Origin of the sequence: Lysinibacillus sp. NPDC093197, from assembly GCF_044754025.1 — a bacterium.
Classification (GTDB): domain Bacteria; phylum Bacillota; class Bacilli; order Bacillales_A; family Planococcaceae; genus Lysinibacillus.
Window position 1 is genome coordinate 175,875 of sequence record NZ_JBIVOH010000003.1, and the last position, 19,674, is coordinate 195,548.

A 19,674-nucleotide genomic window follows, 5' to 3' on the forward strand; every position below is an offset into this window, starting at 1 on the left:
GCGTCCATCCATTCTGTCATACCGTTTACCAATCGCCTAATTGCAGGAAGGAAATGTAAACTGACAACACAATTGTATGGACATGAAAAAGAAACTTGATGCTTTCCTATCCCTAAAATAAGAAAAGCCGAGAATGCCTACATGTAAATGCAGTCGATTCGAAGCTGTAATCGTTTCTATATCTTTTTTACTTTTCTAAATTGTTCTTCGTAGTAAAACTTTCATAGTTAGCATCGCCTATAAGCAATCTAATTATTATCGCTATGAGAAGCTTTACCATATAACTCAGTCACCGATTAATATACATAATGATTAGTTTACCACTTTCGTATTCAAATCATTATTTATTAGCTGGGAGAGCTTGACTGATTATTCATTACATCTCGGCGAGTACTTCCAAATTTTATTGGAGCCTGGTCAAAAAGCTCCTCCTAAAATCATTGATATTCGCCTTGATCTTTAACTTGATTCAGCAAGTTAAAAACAAAAAAAACGCCCCTCCTGCATAGGTTTGCAGGGGGAGCGTATTATATACACGGTCTTTCTCCTTTTTTTAAGGAGCCCAAGTAAAAGATTAAACGGAACCGTGAAATAAGTCAAGAATTTTTAATACAAGTACAGAAGTAAGAAAATTCAAAGTGTGTTTGTGTTACACTTCTTCCTCTTCTTCTTCTTCAAACTCTTCCTCATCTTCAATGAAATCTTCATCAATTTCATCCTCGATGTCTTCTATATCTTCTTCGTCGAAGTCAATATCTTCTTTTTCTCCATCGATATCTTCTTCTTCTTCTTCCTCTTCTTCAACGAACTCTTCATAATCCTCATCGAAGTCAATTTCATCTTCTTCAATATCTTCTTCTAAATCATCATCATCAAGAGTAGCTTTAGATTTTTTCTTGTGTGTTTTCACAGATGGAGCTGTTTCTTCTTCGATTTGTTCTACTTTAAACCATTCGCGTAAGCCCCAACCAGTTTCTTGATTAAATAAGAAACGTCCATCAACATTCATATCAGTGTAGAATTGTAGTAGGCGTGATTTAATTTCCTCATCACTATAGCCAACTAGCTCTTTAATAATTGTAAGCAGGTCATTAAATGACACTGAAGCACGTTTTTCAGTTAAAATTGCATAAGCTAAGTTAATTAACGATTCTTCCGCTAATTGTTCCTTTGTCATTTCACGAAAATTCAATTCGTGCACTTCCTTCCTCTCATCACAATGGACGTTTTAAAATTAAATAGTGCTTTATTTTCGGAGCGCAGCTAAAAAAGACCGCACAAAAGTAACTTTCCATACCATAAGCATAATACCCATTATATACAATGTTTTAGTCTCTTTGCTAGCTTCAATTACTGTTTTTTATATTACACATTTTTTTTATCCCTAGAAAAAATAAATAAATCGATAATAACAATAAAGGAATAGCGCCAATTTGCTTATTATACAGGAAAATAACTCCCAATACTAAAGCTAAAACAATAATGTAGTGAATTATTGATTTCATCCTCTACTGCGCCCCCTCTTTTTTACATTTCTATTATAACGAAAATGAAAAGAAGTGCCTAATCGTATGACTAGACACTTTAAAATACAGCAGCATGTCGGATAAACTAGCATTTACGTTCCACAAATTAGCAAATTAACATCTATTTGTTTTACATGTTGCGACGGAACTGTCCACCAACTTCATATAAAGCCTTTGTAATTTGTCCTAGGCTAGCTACTTTTACGGTTTCCATTAGTTCTTCGAAAATATTACCATTGTTGACAGCTACCTCTTGTAAGCGGGCAATTGCTGCTTCTGTTTGTCCTTCATGTTGTTGCCAGAACAATTGCAAATTGCGAATTTGCGTTTCTTTCTCTTCTGACGATGCACGTGCAATTTCCATGTTGTCGATTGCATCATCCGTTGGTGGATTCGGATTTAAGTATGTGTTTACCCCGATTATCGGTAATTCACCCGAATGTTTTAACATTTCATAATGCATCGATTCTTCTTGAATTTTTCCGCGTTGATATTGTGTTTCCATAGCACCTAGTACACCACCGCGATCATTAATACGATCAAACTCCTCTAGCACAGCTTCCTCTACTAAATCTGTTAATTCTTCAACGATAAATGCCCCCTGTAATGGGTTTTCATTTTTCGCTAAACCATGCTCTTTCGTAATAATCATTTGAATTGCCATAGCTCGACGTACAGATTCCTCTGTTGGAGTAGTTATTGCTTCATCATATGCATTTGTATGCAATGAATTACAATTGTCCTGCAATGCCATAAGCGCTTGTAACGTTGTACGAATATCATTGAAGTCAATTTCTTGTGCATGCAAACTACGTCCAGATGTTTGGACATGATACTTCAGCTTTTGAGCACGTTCATTTGCCCCGTATTTATTGCGCATAACAACTGCCCAAATACGACGAGCAACTCGGCCTATCACTGTATATTCTGGATCTAATCCATTTGAGAAGAAGAATGATAGATTTGGTGCGAAATCGTCAATATTCATACCACGACTTAAATAGTATTCAACATACGTAAAGCCGTTTGCGAGTGTAAACGCTAGCTGGGAAATTGGATTGGCTCCAGCCTCTGCAATATGATAGCCCGAAATGGAAACAGAGTAGTAGTTACGTACTTTTTTGTCGATAAAATACTGCTGAATGTCGCCCATCATTCTTAGAGCAAATTCCGTTGAGAAAATACATGTATTTTGCCCTTGGTCTTCTTTTAAAATATCAGCCTGTACCGTACCACGCACAACTTGTAATGTTTTCGCACGTGTCTCTGTAAATTCTTCAACTGTCAAAGGTCTACCAAGTTCTGCTTCACGCAGCTTTACTTGCTGATCAATCGCTGTGTTCATAAACATCGCCAAAATAATTGGCGCAGGTCCATTGATTGTCATGGATACAGAGGTAGAAGGTGCACAAAGGTCAAATCCTGCATAGAGCTTCTTCATATCTTCAAGCGTACAAATTGAGACACCTGATTCTCCAACTTTTCCGTAAATATCTGGACGGTAATCTGGGTCCTCACCGTATAACGTAACCGAATCAAATGCTGTTGATAAACGCTTTGCATCATCGTCTTTCGATAAATAATGGAAGCGTTTATTTGTTCGCTCTGGTGTACCCTCTCCAGCAAATTGTCGCTTCGGATCTTCACCTTCACGTTTGAATTGGAACACACCTGCAGTATATGGGAATTCGCCTGGTACATTTTCACGATATACCCAACGTAAAATTTCTCCATAGTCAACAAACTTCGGTAGTACAACTTTCGGTATTTTTGTCCCTGAAAGACTCGTTGTTTTTAAAATTGTGCGAATTTCCTTATCGCGCACCTTCGTTACAAATTCATCTCCAGCATACGCTTCTTTCAAAGCTTGCCAATTATCTAAAATACGCTTAGACTCTGCTGTTAATTCATCACGGACACCTTCCGCTAAAGATGTAAGCGATGCGACAAGTGCATCATCTGGTGCCTTTTCTTTCACTGCTACGATGGCGCCCTCTAGTTGGAATAGGCGACGGGCAAATGCAACTTGTTGTTCTGTTTTTTTATGATATCCACGCACTGTATCTGTTATTTCGCGTAGATAATAACGGCGATCATTCGGAATAATAACATCTTGTTTTTGCGTTTTAGCAAATTGCTCATAGCCTGTTTCCCAGTCACTACCTGTTTTTTCATTAATAATGTGAACTAATGCAGCAAATAAAGCATTCGTCCCTTTATCATTAAATTGACTAGCAATCGTACCGTATACAGGCATTTTATCAATTGGCTCATCCCAAAGTTCTCGTGAACGTTGGTATTGCTTTTGCACTTGACGTAGCGCATCTTCTGAGCCTTTACGTTCGAACTTATTAATGGCAATAACATCTGCAAAATCAATCATATCTATTTTCTCAAGCTGAGTCGGTGCACCAAATTCACTCGTCATAACGTACATGGATAGATCCGTGTAATTTGTAATCTCTGCATCTCCTTGACCAATTCCGCTTGTTTCAACAATAATTAAATCATAGCCTGCTACACGAACGACATCTAACACATCGCCAATAGAAGCAGAGAGCTCTGTACGAGAACCACGTGTCGCCAAACTTCGCATATAAACACGGTTATTGAAAATGGCATTCATACGAATGCGGTCCCCTAGTAATGCTCCACCTGTTTTTTGCTTTGTTGGATCGACTGATAAAATCGCTACACGTTTATCCGGGAATTCTTTTAAGAAACGACGGATAAGCTCATCTGTTAAAGAAGATTTACCTGCACCACCTGTACCTGTAATCCCTAAAATTGGTGTTCCTTTTGAGCGTTTACGTGCTTCCACTAACATCTTTTTCGTTTCTTCATCGTCATTCGATTCAGCAGCAGTTATTAAGTTCGCCAATAATTCTGGTGTCTCTGTTGTTAAAGTATCAAGCTTTGCTAGATAGTCGCCTGTTGCAGTTGGAAAATCAGTTCCTTTAATTTGCTCATTAATCATTCCTTGCAGCCCTAGAACTCGACCATCTTCAGGTGAGAAAATACCCGCAATGCCATAAGCATGTAATTCTTTAATTTCACGTGGCAAAATAACACCACCGCCGCCGCCATATATTTTAATATGCGGTGCCCCTTTTTCGCGCAATAAATCAAACATATATTTAAAGTATTCCATATGGCCACCTTGATAAGAAGACAAAGCAATACCTTGAGCATCTTCTTGAATCGCAGCATTAACGACTTCTTCTACAGAGCGATTATGTCCTAGATGGATAACTTCCACACCGCTTGATTGTAAAATACGTCGCATAATATTGACCGAAGCATCATGTCCATCAAAAAGACTTGATGCTGTTACAAAACGTACGTGATTTTTTGGACGATACACTTCTACCTTTGTCATATGAAACCCCCACTTTCTCCCCTTAGTAAACCTTTTCATTGATGTTTAAGTTAATTTCAATTCATATTATTTTCAAACGCATCATTTTGCTCAATGCAGACACTTCCCGCAGGCAAGCACCGAGCTACTTCCGCTTCACTTGTTCATATATCTTTTTAGAAAAACTACTTATTAAATTGACCCGTTTGTATGGTTTTGACGTTATTATGAGCTTTCTGCCATACAAAATCATGAAAAAAATCGGTAATTGCAATGTCGCTTTATGCAATTACCGACGAACCCCTTTGGAACTTATTAAAACCCCTTAATGCCTGAAATGAACAATGTTGTTTGCATTTCGATATACTCGTCAAGTGAATGTTGACGATGAAGCGCCCATTTACGGAACGCCCAGCTTTGTCCTTGAACAACTAAATTATTCGCTGCCAAATGAATTTGCTTATCAGTCATTGTTAGTTCCCCTGACTGCACACAGCGTTGCAACAGCCTTTCAAAAGTGGCAACCATCTCAAACTCTTTACCGAAAACATAACGCTGTGCTTCTTTGGATAATGATTTCGTTTCCTGATACATAATTGTTAATTCATCAACCATGCTATCAATTTGTAAAAAATACTCACGAATCATTTCTTTTAACTCTTCTATCGTACCTGCTTTTATTTCATAGCTTGATAGTCGCTCCATCGCATGGTGGTAGATGCTATCACAGACGAGGTAAAGTACATCTTCTTTCGTACGAATATACTCATACAATGTACCAATACTAAAACCCGCTGCTTTTGCAATTTCTCTTGTTGTCGCACGATGGAAACCTTTTTCTTTAAATAATTTAATGGCACCTTGAATCATTTGTTCTCGGCGAATGGCAATGAGATTTTCGTCTTTCACGGTTGACTGGACTTGGGGCCTTTTGTTTTTTTCTGTCATAAATTATTTCGTCAACATACGTGAGATAACAAGACGTTGAATCTCTTGTGTACCTTCGTAAATCTGTGTAATTTTTGCATCGCGCATATAGCGTTCTACTGGATAATCTTTCGTATAACCATAACCACCAAAAACTTGAACCGCTTCAGTTGTGACGCTCATTGCTGTATCACCAGCCATTAACTTAGCCATTGCCGATGCCTTACCATATGGAAGACCATTCGTCTCTAACCAAGCAGCTTGGTATGTAAGAAGACGAGATGCTTCAATTTGTGTTGCCATATCAGCTAATTTAAAGGAAACACCTTGGTTTGCCGTAATTGGCTTACCGAATTGTACACGCTCTTTTGCATAGTCAACCGCAGCATCTAATGCACCTTGAGCAATCCCCACAGCCTGTGCAGCAATGCCGTTACGACCACCATCAAGTGTTGTCATAGCAATTTTAAAACCTTCTCCTTCAGCCCCAAGTAGGTTTTCTTTTGGCACACGGCAGTTATCGAAAATAATTTCTGTTGTTGGTGATGAACGAATCCCTAGCTTTTTCTCCTTTTTACCAACAGAAAAGCCTTCGTAGCCAGCTTCAACGATAAAAGCAGAAGTACCGTTTTTCGCTTCTGGATCTGTTACAGCAAATACGATATATGTATCTGCTACTCCACCATTTGTAATAAAAATCTTTGAACCATTTAAAATATAATCATCGCCATCACGTTTTGCATATGTTTTCATACCACCCGCATCGGATCCAGATCCTGGCTCTGTTAATCCATAAGCACCGATATGTTTACCCTCTGCCATTGGTCGAAGATATTTTTGTTTTTGTTCTTCATTGCCAAATTTATATAATGGCCAACCAGCAAGAGATGTATGCGCAGATAATGTTACGCCTGTAGAAGCACATACACGCGATAATTCCTCAACAGCAATTACATAAGCAAGATAATCAAAACCTGCACCGCCGTATTCTTCTGGCCACGGAATCCCTGTTAAGCCTAACTCAGCCATTTTGTCGAAAATTGCACGATCAAATTCCTCATTTTCATCGCGCTCCGCTGCTGATGGTGCTACCTCGTTTAAAGCAAAGTCGCGAATCATTTCACGTAATTGTTCATGTTCTTCTGTTAATTGAAAGTTCATTGTCCATTTCCCCTTTAATTTTAATGAATTTCATCTAAGACTTCATTGGATTCCTAATAAACACGCGTGCACTAACTCTTTTACAATGGTGCTCTCTATTAAATTAAATGTTTGCTAATAACGAGTTTTTGTATTTCACTTGTACCTTCGTAAATTTCAGTCACTTTGGCATCACGGAAATAACGTTCTACCGGATAATCCTCCGTATAACCGTAGCCTCCAAAAATTTGTACAGCTTCAATCGCTGTTTGTACGGCTGTACGTGAAGCGAAGAGCTTTGCCATCGAAGCTTCTGCTCCACATGGTAAACCTTTTGCACGTAAATCAGCTGCTCGATACACAAGCAGTTTTGACGCTTCCACGGCAGTCGCCATATCAGCAAGCTTAAAGCCAACTCCTTGTTGTGCTGAAATAGGTTTACCAAATTGCACACGCTCTTTGGCATAGCTAGTTGCTGCTTCAAGTGCCGCTTCAGCGATTCCTAAAGCTTGTGCTGCAATTCCTATTCGTCCAACATCCAAATTAGCCATTGCTATTTTGAAGCCTTCCCCTTCCTCCCCAAGAAGGTTTCCAACTGGAATTCGGCAGTTATCAAATGTTAATTGGACTGTACGCGAACCGTGTAGGCCCATTTTATGTTCATCCTTACCAATAATTAAGCCCGGTGTGCCCTTTTCAACAATAAATGCTGAGATGCCACGTGTTTTTTCAGCTTGATTGGTTGAGGCAAAAACGATATAAACATCCGCTTCGCCTCCGTTTGTAATAAATACTTTTGAGCCGTTAATAACATACTCATCACCATCGCGTATCGCTTTTGATTGTAGTGAGCCTGCATCTGAACCTGCGCTAGGCTCAGTTAAACAAAATGCGCCTAAATATTCACCCGCAGCTAACTTCGGAACATAACGCTTTTTCTGCTCATCATTACCAAAATAAATAATAGGATTCGTACCTACTGAAGTATGTACTGATAAAATAACTCCCATTACTGCACTAACTTTTGATAGTTCATTGATAGCGATGATGTATGATGTAAAATCCATCGCAGAGCCACCTAGTTCTTCTGGCGTTGTGATCCCCATTAAACCTAGCTCACCCATCTGTTGCAGGAGTTCACGTGGAAACTCTCCTGCCTCCATACGTTCTACCCACGGTGCAATTTTCTCTTGTGAGAAACTTCGCACCATATCACGCATCATTAACTGCTCATCTGTAAATTGTAAATGCATCTATAATGTCACCCCTCTATGCTGTCACGTAGCATTACATTTTAATTTGATTTAGCATTCATCCCCTAGCTGAATCAAGTTACAGTCCTCGGCGGTTGTCACAGATTTTAAAAAGCTTTTCGAATAACTCGAAAAATCTGGACAAAATTACGCCGAGACGTAAGTAATTAATCTGAATCTTCCCATCCCCATAGGACTATTCGTAAACGTAAAAGCCTCTTCCTGATTTTTTACCAAGCCAGCCTGCTGCTACATATTTCCGTAATAAAGGACAAGGTCTGTACTTACTATCACCTAAGCCCTCATGTAAAATTTCCATAATTGATAAACATGTATCTAAACCGATAAAGTCCGCTAATGTTAAAGGTCCCATTGGATGATTCATGCCAAGCTTCATCACATCATCGATTGCTTCCTTCGTTGCAACACCTTCATACAACGCATAAATTGCTTCATTTATCATTGGCAGTAAAATACGGTTTGCAATAAAGCCTGGGAAGTCATTTACTTCCACTGGAGTTTTGGATAGCTGTACAGTCATTCCTTCCACAGCTTTGTATACTTCGTCAGTTGTAGCTAAACCTCTAATAATTTCGACAAGCTTCATGACAGGTACTGGATTCATAAAGTGCATGCCAATCACTTGTTCTGGTCTGTTTGTGACAGCTGCAATTTCTGTAATTGGAAGTGATGATGTATTTGTCGCAAGAATGGCGTGTGCCGGTGCAATTGCATCTAATTGCTTGAATATGGATTGCTTTACTTCCATGTTTTCAACAGCTGCTTCGATAATAATATCTACATCACTAGCATCCTCTAAATCTAGTGACATCGTGATACGACCTAAAATAGCCGTTTTTTCATCTTCGGTTTTACGGCCCTTTTCGACATCACGCGTTAAGTTTTTCGTAATAACGCCTATGCCACGTTCAAAAAACGGCTGTTTTATATCATTCAATAAAACATCATAGCCTGCCTGCGCACAAACTTGTGCAATTCCTGAGCCCATTTGCCCAGCACCAATCACCATTACCTTTTGGATTCCCATCATTCATGTCCCCTTTGTTTTGGTACTTCAATCATGATTGCATCGCCTTGCCCTCCACCAGAGCAGATTGCAGCAATACCGATTCCTCCACCACGACGCTTTAACTCATGTGCTAATGTTAATATAATGCGAGCACCAGAAGCGCCTATAGGATGGCCAAGTGCCACTGCACCACCATTAACATTCACTTTTTCTGCATCTAGGTCAGCAAGCTGGTTACTAATAAGAGCCACTGCTGCAAAGGCTTCATTGATTTCAATGACATCGATGTCAGCTAATGTTTTACCCGTCTTTTTTAGCAAGTTATTAATAACGAGACCTGGTGTTTGCGGGAAATTTTCCGGATCAATTGCAATCTCTGCATGCCCGATAATTACGGCAAGTGGTTCTCTACCTTCACGCATTGCACGTTCTTCACTCATTACAACGAGTGCACATGCCCCATCATTGACGCCAGGAGCATTGCCAGCTGTAATTGAACCATCCTTTTCAAAAGCTGGTTTAAGTTTAGCAAGCACATCCTGTGTAGTACCTGGTCTTGGCGCTTCATCAGTATCTACTACGAGCGGCTCACCTTTACGTTGTGCAATTTGTACAGGTACAATTTCCTCTGCAAAATAGCCTTGTTCGATTGCGGCAAGAGCACGTTCATGACTGCGAACAGCCCATGCATCTTGTTCTTGACGACTTAATGAAAATTCGATTGCAGCCTTATTGCCATAGCTCCCCATTGGTGGTCTTGCCTCATTAAAGGCACAAGTTAACCCATCATAAAGCATTCCATCTACCATTGTAGAATCACCCATACGTAGGCCAGTTCGACCATTTAGAAGATAGTAAGGCGCGTTTGACATAGACTCCATACCACCAGCAATAATCACTTCTTCGTCCCCTAAACGAATTAACTGATCGGCTAAAGTTACAGCGCGCATCCCCGACGCACAAACTTTATTAATCGTTTCTGTTTTGACTGCTACAGGTAAATCTGCTTTTAGTGCAGCCTGTCTTGACGGTATTTGACCTTGCCCACCTTGTAAAACGGTACCTAAAATTACTTCATCCACTGCATCTAGTGCTATATTTGCTCTTTCAAGTGCACCTTTAATGGCAATCGCACCTAAATCACTTGCGTTAAGTGCGGAAAGTGATCCAGCAAATTTACCAAATGCCGTTCTTGCTCCTGCTAAAATTACAGCTCTATTCAAGTAAAACACCCCTTTTGTTTTACGTTTATCGATGAAGCATCAAAGCAATCTCCATTGACTGAACGCTCGCTCGACTCTTCCCGATAAAAAAATGGGAGTTATTAAGCAACTCCCATTTCTAATTAATCTTATTCTACAAAACAATTAATTATTGTGCAATTTATATTTTTCAGATAAAGAAAATATTTCTACAATAATTATTATTTTTCTGCGTTTAACTCTTCATTCTTGTTTTGCTCCAGGGACTCCACTGAAGCTACTACCTCTTCTAGCATCTCTTCTGTTACTTCTTCATCGCTCTCTGTCACTGCTTTAACTTTTTCACCAAACACAGAGCGCTCTAATAATTCTGCTACATCGAACGTACTAATCGTATCTTCAACCTCTTTTGCCTTCGTACCATCCTCTAACATCGTTAAACAGTATGGGCATCCAGAAGAAATTACGGAAGCGTTTGTTGCTAAAGCTTGCTCTGTTCGCGCAACATTGATGCGATTACCTACATGCTCTTCCATCCACATTAAGCCACCACCTGCGCCACAGCACATTGCCGTTTCGCGATTACGTTCCATTTCCACAAGCTTGACGCCTGGAATGCCTCGTAAAATTTCACGTGGTGCATCATACACATCATTGTAACGACCTAAATAACAAGAGTCGTGGAATACAATTGTTTCATCCACTTCATGATTCAGTACTAAACGATTTTCCTCTATCAATTCATTTAGTAGTTCAGTATGATGATAAACCTCGCCTTTCCACCCAAAATCTTGATATTCATTTTTAAAGATATTGTATGCATGCGGATCAATCGTTACAATTTTCTTCACATCATTTTTCTCAAATTCATCGATATTTGCTGTCGCTAGCTCTTGGAATAAAAACTCATTTCCTAAACGACGTGGTGTATCTCCAGAGTTTTTCTCTTTATTTCCTAAAATAGCAAACTTCACGCCCGCCTCGTTTAATAGACGACAGAACGCTAGTGCAATTTTTTGTGATCGATTATCAAATGCACCCATAGAGCCTACCCAGAATAAGTACTCCATTTCTTCGCCTGATTTTTTCAATTCTTTCACTGTTGGAATATTGATCGTTGGATCTAAGTCACGCCAGTTTTCTTTTTCTTTTCGGTTTAGACCCCAAGGATTTCCTTGACGTTCTATATTTGTCATTGCGCGTTGAGCATCCGAGTTTACTTTTCCTTCTGTCATCGTTAAGTAACGACGTAGGTCAATGATTTTATCGACATGCTCATTCATAACTGGACATTGATCCTCACAGTTACGGCAAGTTGTACATGCCCAAATCTCTTCCTCTGTAATAACGTCACCGATTAATGAAGGACTATAAATATCCTCAATAACTGCACCTTCAGCACCAGCTGCCATCGCAAGTTGATTACCCTTTGTATTTGCAAAAAATTGATATGGCACCCACGGTTTTTGCTTTGTTACAACCGCACCTGTGAACGTTAAATGGTCACGAAGCTTAACGATTAAATCCATTGGTGATAGCATTTTCCCTGTTCCTGTTGCAGGACACATATTTGTACAACGCCCACATTCTACACAAGAATATAAATCAAGCATTTGCTTTTGTGTAAAATCTTGAATACGTCCTACACCAATAGATGGGATATCTTCTTCATTTTCAGCATTTTCACCTGCTTCTTCTAGTGCCTCGAAGTCAATCGGTGTCAATGTACCTGTGCGATCTAAACGATTCATGTACACATTAAGTGGGCTGACAATCAAGTGGAAATGCTTCGATTGCGGCACATAAATTAAGAACGTTAGTAAAATTAATAAATGAGCCCACCATGAAATATAGAAAATAGCGGCTGCTGCCGTTGCTGGTAAAAAGCCAAAAATAGCTGCAATGCTTGAAGCAATAGGCTCAGTATACGTTAAACCTTCTCCGTGCCAGATAAGGCCCATACCGTTTGTTAATAATGTTGAAAGCATTAAGCCTCCAATAAAAATTAAGACAAGACCATTTTTCCAGCCTCGTTTTAGACGTACTAGTTTTTCTACATAGCGGCGATAAAATGCCCATACTACCGCTACTAAAATCATTAATACTACTAGCTCTTGGAAGAAAGTGAATACACTATAGAACATGCCAAGTGGTAAATGCGACCCAGGAGCTAACCCCTTCCAAATTAAATCGATGGCTCCTAACTGAACCATTAAGAAGCCGTAAAAGAACATAACGTGAATTAAACCACTTTTAGGATCCTTTAATAGCTTATTTTGACCAAACACATTCACCATTAAATAACGAATACGTTCTTGGACACTTTCATCAAACTCAACCTTTTTCCCCAGTTGTACGAATTTATAGCGTGTTTTTAACAGATAGATAAATAACCCTACTGCATAAAGCACAACCACGATTGTTAGAACAATGTTTGCAATAACTAATGGACTCATGGTTGGTCCCCCCTTTTAGTTTGTCGTGAATTTTCTCTCTTTGTGTTAAATTTTCTAGCTCATACGTAAATGTATGATATTCCACCACTATATTCACATTTTAATAAATGAGTGAGCATTCAGTCAACATTAAAACAAAAATATTTCTGATAATTTTATATTCTTACATTTTATAAGAAAAAAAGCTACCCTGAATTTTCCTTCAAAGTAGCTTTTTTGTATATTAATTTAACGTAACTAGCACTTTTTCTTCCAATTACTAGTGTTCTCTGTAATATGTTTCATTTAAAATATTTATTTTTAAAAATGATTATTCACATCGGTACGCACCGTGCAAATGCTTGCCACAGGCAGGCTCGAGCCACTATTGTTTAGAAAATCAACTTATTTTTTAAACACTTTCCCACTGCGAATATATTCAATATCAGGTAAATTTAAACGAGCATTAACAACACGTGCAGCGGCAAATAAATAATCTGATAAACGGTTTAAATACTTTTGCACAATAGTAGGTACATCTTGAACTTCTTTCATTAGCGTTACCATTTGACGCTCTGCTCGACGGGCAACAGTTCGTGCTATGTGTAATGTTGCAGCTGCAGGAGCCCCTCCTGGTAATATGAATCGCTCTAATGGGGGCGCTTCATCAGACAATGCATCGATACGCGCCTCCAATACTTCAATCGGTGCTTCCGCTAGCTTGTAATGACGCTCCTTCATAACATTGGCTAAATCTCCACCAGCATCAAAAAGTTCATGTTGAATTGTTTCTAAATCAACTAAAATGTCTTTGAATAATTCGCGATCTAGTTCGCTCACTGCCTTGCCGATAAAAGAATTTAATTCATCAATTGCCCCGTATGTTTCAACACGTAGACTGTCTTTGTCGACACGCCCACCAATTAAGCTTGTTTTCCCTGTATCGCCTGTTTTCGTGTAAAGTTTCATCCCTTTTTCACTCCTATGCTTTATTTTTATAATTTTGTATCGCTTGTATCGTCGTCTCATAAACGCCTTTACCAATAATCTTACCGACATCTGTAATCGGCCCACCGTAGCGCATTTCCTCGCCCTTTTGCGTTGCCGCAATAAGCAAGCTATCTGTCGCAGTGCCCGTTGCAATTGTATCACTACGGTAATCGCGAATGTTTTCCATTTGCAATGCCTTTGTTTTTGCTTCATTTGCAGTCATCAATGCTTGAAAAAATGCCTCTTCCGACAAACAACCATTGATGATGACCCATGTATTAATAGTACCAATATATGGCGTATCCTGTCTTTCGTGTGTGCGAGAGACATCTACAGCATTTCCAACACCCGCAGTGACAACGACAAACACACTACCGAAAGAAGTGCTATATTCATTTAGTGCATAGAGTTGTGTAGGAACAGCAGTTAGCATGACAACCGTGCTAGTCGGCGAAAAATGCTCTCTTTGTAAAAAATCTGCGACCTCTTGTTTTACATCATTAACAACATAGTCTCCTGGTACAGAGCGATTCAATAGGCAGTCATACCACCCTATGCCAGGATTATGAACAGCTGAAGAAACTGTTTTTAGCGGGACATTTGATTTCAGTTGGATATAATCTGTTGTTACTTTAAAATCTTCTTTTACAATGACAGCTCGTTGCTGATATTCACTTGATGATGGCATGATTGTAATTTGCGGTTTAGGTATTTCTGGATGGGCATAGGTTGTCACTCTTGCCTGATATACGTCCTCAATTTGAGACGCTATTAATACTTTATGTGGTGCACCTAAAGCGCGTACACAGCCGCTTTCCATTAATAACAATTCATCGCAATAGAGGGAGGCTAAATTCATGTCATGCAGTACCATAATAACAGTTAAACCACATTCAATTGCTTCCTTACGCACCATATCTAAAATTTGACGTTGATGCGCAATGTCTAGGTGATTTGTCGGCTCATCTAGCAATAATACTTCCGCTGTTTGCGCTAAAGCTTGTGCTACAAAAACACGTTGTTGCTCACCGCCTGATAGAAACTCCATGGATGTATGCTCATAGCGCGTGACGCCCGTTTGCTCCATGGCATATTGAACTGCTTGCTCATCCCTCTCTGACCAATGAGAAAAAAAGCCAGTTTGATGTGGATAACGACCAAGCGATACTGCCTCACGTACTGTATTTGAAAATGCATTGGCATGTAATTGTGGTAGTACGGCCATCTTTTTTGCCAACGTGCGCGGACTATATGTTTTAATATTTTTGCCATCCAATAAAACAGTCCCTGCCGTTGCTGGTAATACGCCACTAATTACTTTCAATAATGTTGATTTGCCACTTCCATTTGGCCCTAAAATGCCAAGTACTTTCCCCTTTTCTACCGTAAAACTTACATCCTTAACGATTGGTACGTCCTCATAGCCACCTGATAGATGTTCAACGATAATCATACACGTACCCCCTTGCTTCTACGCTGCTTATAAAAAATATAAGAAAAGACAGGTGCACCAATAAATGCAGTTATAACACCTATCGGTAGCTCACGTGGGATAATTATCGTACGCGCCACTAAATCGCAAATGATCAGTAATGTTGCACCATTCAAAAAGGATAACGGCAATAAATGACGGTGATCTGAACCCCATATCATACGCGTCATATGCGGTACAACTAAGCCGACAAAACCGATTGTTCCTGAAACAGCGACTGCCGCCCCAGTAAGCATGGAGCCGCCTACTAAAATTAAATATTTGCTGCGCTTTACATTGACACCTAAATGCTTCGCGCGTTCCTCTCCATATAGCAGAACATTTAGCTCGCGTCTTTGCGTCCACAAAATAATAGAGCCAATGACAACAAATGGGGTAATCATTTGCACATACGGCCATCCTCGCATCGAGACTGAACCTAGTAACCAGCCAATCACTTGGCGGAGCTCCTCACCTGATAACGCAATCATTAATGAGATAAGTGAACCTAAAAATGAGCTAAAAATAACCCCCGTTAAAATAAGCGTCTCCATTTTCAATGAACGGTCTACTATTCTGGCAAAGCTCATCACAGCTACCATCGTTAGTACAGCCCCTACCATACTGAGCGTTGGCAATGCATACAAACCGACAACTGGTATAGAAATGCCGAAAAACAATGTCATGACAGCACCGACTGACGCTCCTGACGATACACCAAGCGTATACGGATCTGCTAACGGGTTTTTTAACAATCCTTGAAAAGCTGCCCCTGCAATAGCCAACGATGCTCCTACAAGACCTGCGAGCAATACACGTGGCAAACGAATTTTCCATAAAATATTGGCAGCAGTTTCATCTGCCGCTTTATTCCAAAATACTTCTAACGGAATATGAACTGAGCCTATTGATACGCCACACCAGATGCTAACGATAAGTAACGTAATGGCTGTTACATAGGCAAAAACTGTTTTGCTCACTCGAAAGCCTCAGGATAGATGGCTTTCGCTAACTCTTCAAGCCCATCTGCTAACCGCGGGCCTTGACGACTTGTCGTATTTTCATCTACTTGCACAATAGCCTTATTTTTAACAGCGGTAATTGTATCAAAGCCTGCACGTTGTGGAATTTTCGTTAAAATATCGGGCACATAATTATAAGTAACCACGATGACATCTGGATTTTTTGTAATAATTTGTTCTGCATCAATTTTGAACCAGCCATCCGTATCAGCCGCGATATTTTCGGCATGAATCATCTCTAGCATCTCCTGCATAAATGTGTCCTTGCCAGGTGTGTAGATTTCTGGTTCATCTGACGTTTCTACAAAGACTTTTTTCGGCTTCACGTCCTGTAATTTTGCTTGGACTTCCTCAACCTTCGCTTTCATATTGGCAATTATTTTTTCTGCCTCTGGTAGCTTACCAGTGGCGCGACCTAATTGCTCAATCGTCGTATATGTCTCATTAAAATCACTAGCGTTTGTTACAACAAATACTTTAACACCCGCTGCTTCCAGTTGATCCATCGCTCCCCCTAAAGAAGCTATACCTGATTCATGTGCAAAAACAATATCAGGCTGTAAAGCAATAATTTGTTCTATATTAAATTCCATACTGCCGACCTTTTCCTTGTCAGCTACCTCTGGCGGATAATCATCATAATCATTTACGCCAACGATTTTATCATTTAAGCCAAGTTCAAATAAAATTTCTGTGTTACTTGGAATAAGAGAAATAATTTTCTCTGGCGGTGCTTCTAGTACAATATCTTTGCCAGTAGCATCTGTTATTGTTAGCGGGAACGTTGCTTCGTCTAGCTGCTTTGTATCCTGTTGCTCCTGCTGTTCTGTTGTTAATTTGTCATTTTTCGGCTCTTCTCCACATGCTGCTAGAATGCCCATTGCTAAAAATGCTGATAACCCTATTTTCCAATACTTTTTCATTGTGAGACCTCCTTAGATTGTATGTGCATTTTTCAGCTCTGTTCACTTGATTGATCGATATAATGTTGGCATTTCTACCCGAACTTATTGCCTTTATGTTCAATTATTTATCGTCAGTAGCTTTCCAAAACAAAAAAACCTCTCGTCATCATAACGAGAGGCGGTGCTTGCACAAATAAACCACCATCCTATCCTCGTAGGCTGCAATGTATCGTTCTATAAAGGCAGGTCTCCTGGCTCGTGCTCCAAATGCTTTTTCATGCCTTCCCAAAAAAATTCAGTGGCATAGATTGAAAAAACTCACACTTACAGTGGCGGGACCGCATCGGAATTACACCGATTTCCCTTTTCACTTTACTTTAGTAAAGAACCTTTATAATATTCAGTTGATTTTATTATACATGAAAATAGAAATAGATAACGATAAAAAAAGAGACCCTAAGTTAGTGTCTCTTGTTTATGATCATTGAATTCCGCTGCGTGCGGACACTTTCCACTTCAATCAACTAGTATAATTGTTTGAGTGCCTGTCACTAAATAGAACCTAATATAATGTCGAGATCTAAATCGAAAAAATCTACTTCGCTTTCTGCGGGCGCACACGTAAGCCGCAAAAGTCGCTACCCGCCTGGTTTGTTGCGGCTTACATTGCGTGCGTTCCCACAGGAGTCTACGTGGATTTTTACTAAAAAAAAAATTTTCAAAATTGTTTGCGTGCCTGTCACCCACTACATAATTTCCGAAAAATATTGAACAGTTTTCATTGGTGCGCCTATTTCGCGCAATGCCCATGTATCTTCTAAATAAATATCTGCTAGCTTTTCATACTTGCCACCAAATTGGACTGCCCATTCGACTGCCACTACACTTTCGTATAGATGAGCCATTTTTTCTGCTACACCCTTTGCCTCATACGACTTCGTAGCCTCATCCAAACGACTAAAAGTTTGCAATGTTACTTCGGTTTTCTTCAGTTGCTCGCCTACAATTTGTACCAATGAGCAATCAGTTAACTTCGTCAAACGCTCGCGCATCACATGTACAAATAATTCATGGGCATTAAATTTATCTACTAAGCGAATTAGCTCAAGTGCTAAAATATTAGCCGTTCCTTCCCACACCGTAAGTACTTGAGCATCTCTAAGTAAACGTGGTGTTACAAAATCTTCGATATAACCGTTTCCTCCATGCAATTCAATGGCTTCGCTTGCGTAATGTACCGCCTGTTCAGCCGTTTCTTTTTTCATAATGGCGATATTTAAACGATTAAGAATGATGTCCTCCTTGTTCCCCTGACCACTCGTTACCTTGTCATATAATTGAATAAGATCAAAAACAGTAGCGACCTCTACATGTAGCTTAGCAGCATATTTTCCTAATGTATCCTGAATCATTGGGTATTGAATTAAAGGTTGACCGAACGCATTTCGGTTTGTTACATAATGCTTCGCCTCTAAATAACCTCGACGCATAATACCAATGGAAGCAACAGCGTTACAAATTCGAGATAAATTAAGTGCCTCTAACATATAATAAATTCCTTTATTCGGCTCTCCAACGATATACGCTACTGCACCATCGAATTCCACCTCTCCTGATGGTACTGCTCTGACACCGAGTTTATCCTTTAAACGCCGAATGCGAAGGTGGTTAACCTTGCCGTCATCTTGACGCCAAGGTACAGCAAATAATGTTAAACCTTTCGAACCTGCTGAGGCGCCTTCTATACGTGCTAATACCATCGCTACACCACACATTCCAACATTTGATGCAAAGTACTTCTCTCCATACAAACGATAATGACTTCCTTCCTCGACAGCCTCTACAACATTTGCGCCGACATCTGAGCCTCCTTGCCGCTCCGTTAAAAATGTTGCTCCTTCATATAGCTCTGTATCCCCTGTTGCACAAACATGTGGTAAAAACCTATCCTTCAACTCATCATTCGCATAATGATCAAGCAAATAAGCTGTTGCCATCGTTAAGGTAACTGGACAATAGAAGCCAGGCTCTGCATGTGAAAGTAAATAGCCTTGTGCAAAGCTATACACATAATTTCCCTTTCTACCTAACTGCGGAATTTCCTTATGCACATAGCCAACGATTCCTGTGTTATATGTTTCTTCAATCGTTTTTTTGTAGCCTTCATTGACCCAAATTTCCGAAATATCCTCACCATAAGCATTGTATCGCTGCAGTTTGGGCTCTCCCTCTCTGTCTGTATGCTTCGCCCTCACGTCGATGTCATTTGCACAAAGCTCGCCGAAATCCTTTAACTCTCGCTTAGCATAGACTAGAAGTTCTTTATCTAGCATCATTTCTAGTAGTTTGTGTAGTGTTTCATCCTCTGTGAAAAAGTTAGTCGTCCGATTTGCATCTTGCTGTAATACTTTCATA

Annotated in this window: 13 protein-coding genes and 1 riboswitch; all 13 genes read right to left on the reverse strand. The window is 39.7% G+C overall.

The genetic code is table 11. The features are described from left to right. Positions 1-649 precede the first annotated feature (649 nt). Positions 650-1,192 (reverse strand): DNA-directed RNA polymerase subunit delta, encoded by a 543-nt coding sequence (gene rpoE, locus ACIP9G_RS10870; protein ID WP_340821008.1) that lies wholly within the window; start codon positions 1,190-1,192, stop codon positions 650-652. A gap of 464 nt (positions 1,193-1,656) precedes the next feature. Then, a complete protein-coding gene (gene icmF, locus ACIP9G_RS10875) occupies positions 1,657-4,905 on the reverse strand; it encodes a fused isobutyryl-CoA mutase/GTPase IcmF (RefSeq protein WP_340821009.1) in 3,249 nt (1,082 codons plus the stop codon). 294 nt (positions 4,906-5,199) lie between these two features. Further along, complete coding sequence (locus tag ACIP9G_RS10880; RefSeq protein ID WP_173478637.1) at positions 5,200-5,832, reverse strand: TetR/AcrR family transcriptional regulator; 633 nt, start codon at positions 5,830-5,832, stop codon at positions 5,200-5,202. Between the two features lie 3 nt (positions 5,833-5,835). Then, positions 5,836-6,972, reverse strand: coding sequence for an acyl-CoA dehydrogenase (locus ACIP9G_RS10885; RefSeq protein WP_340821010.1), 1,137 nt, complete (start codon positions 6,970-6,972; stop codon positions 5,836-5,838). Positions 6,973-7,070: 98 nt separating this feature from the next. Continuing rightward, positions 7,071-8,204 (reverse strand): acyl-CoA dehydrogenase, encoded by a 1,134-nt coding sequence (locus ACIP9G_RS10890; RefSeq protein WP_401019223.1) that lies wholly within the window; start codon positions 8,202-8,204, stop codon positions 7,071-7,073. Between the two features lie 196 nt (positions 8,205-8,400). Further along, positions 8,401-9,252 (reverse strand): 3-hydroxybutyryl-CoA dehydrogenase, encoded by an 852-nt coding sequence (locus tag ACIP9G_RS10895; RefSeq protein WP_401019225.1) that lies wholly within the window; start codon positions 9,250-9,252, stop codon positions 8,401-8,403. Next, entirely contained in the window at positions 9,252-10,457 is a 1,206-nt protein-coding gene (locus ACIP9G_RS10900; protein WP_401019226.1) for an acetyl-CoA C-acetyltransferase, read from the reverse strand. Before ACIP9G_RS10900 ends, ACIP9G_RS10895 begins: the two co-directional genes overlap by 1 nt. Before the next feature lie 200 nt (positions 10,458-10,657). Then, positions 10,658-12,892 (reverse strand): (Fe-S)-binding protein, encoded by a 2,235-nt coding sequence (locus ACIP9G_RS10905; RefSeq protein ID WP_401019227.1) that lies wholly within the window; start codon positions 12,890-12,892, stop codon positions 10,658-10,660. A gap of 384 nt (positions 12,893-13,276) precedes the next feature. Beyond that, positions 13,277-13,840: a cob(I)yrinic acid a,c-diamide adenosyltransferase gene (locus ACIP9G_RS10910; RefSeq protein WP_139860146.1), complete on the reverse strand. Its 564-nt coding sequence runs from the start codon at positions 13,838-13,840 to the stop codon at positions 13,277-13,279. A gap of 13 nt (positions 13,841-13,853) precedes the next feature. Next, the gene (locus ACIP9G_RS10915) at positions 13,854-15,314 is read right to left on the reverse strand and encodes an adenosylcobinamide amidohydrolase (RefSeq protein WP_401019228.1); all 1,461 of its coding nucleotides are present in this window, start codon (positions 15,312-15,314) and stop codon (positions 13,854-13,856) included. Beyond that, positions 15,311-16,312 carry a FecCD family ABC transporter permease gene (locus ACIP9G_RS10920; protein ID WP_401019230.1) on the reverse strand — a complete coding sequence of 334 codons (1,002 nt, stop codon included), beginning with the start codon at positions 16,310-16,312 and terminating at the stop codon, positions 15,311-15,313. The genes ACIP9G_RS10915 and ACIP9G_RS10920 overlap by 4 nt, the downstream gene beginning before the upstream one ends. Further along, a complete protein-coding gene (locus ACIP9G_RS10925) occupies positions 16,309-17,277 on the reverse strand; it encodes an ABC transporter substrate-binding protein (protein ID WP_401019232.1) in 969 nt (322 codons plus the stop codon). The genes ACIP9G_RS10920 and ACIP9G_RS10925 overlap by 4 nt, the downstream gene beginning before the upstream one ends. Before the next feature lie 206 nt (positions 17,278-17,483). After that, positions 17,484-17,667: riboswitch (cobalamin riboswitch) on the reverse strand. A gap of 338 nt (positions 17,668-18,005) precedes the next feature. Beyond that, on the reverse strand, positions 18,006-19,673 hold the full coding sequence (locus ACIP9G_RS10930) for an acyl-CoA dehydrogenase family protein (RefSeq protein ID WP_401019234.1): 1,668 nt from the start codon (positions 19,671-19,673) through the stop codon (positions 18,006-18,008). Position 19,674: the final 1 nt, after the last annotated feature.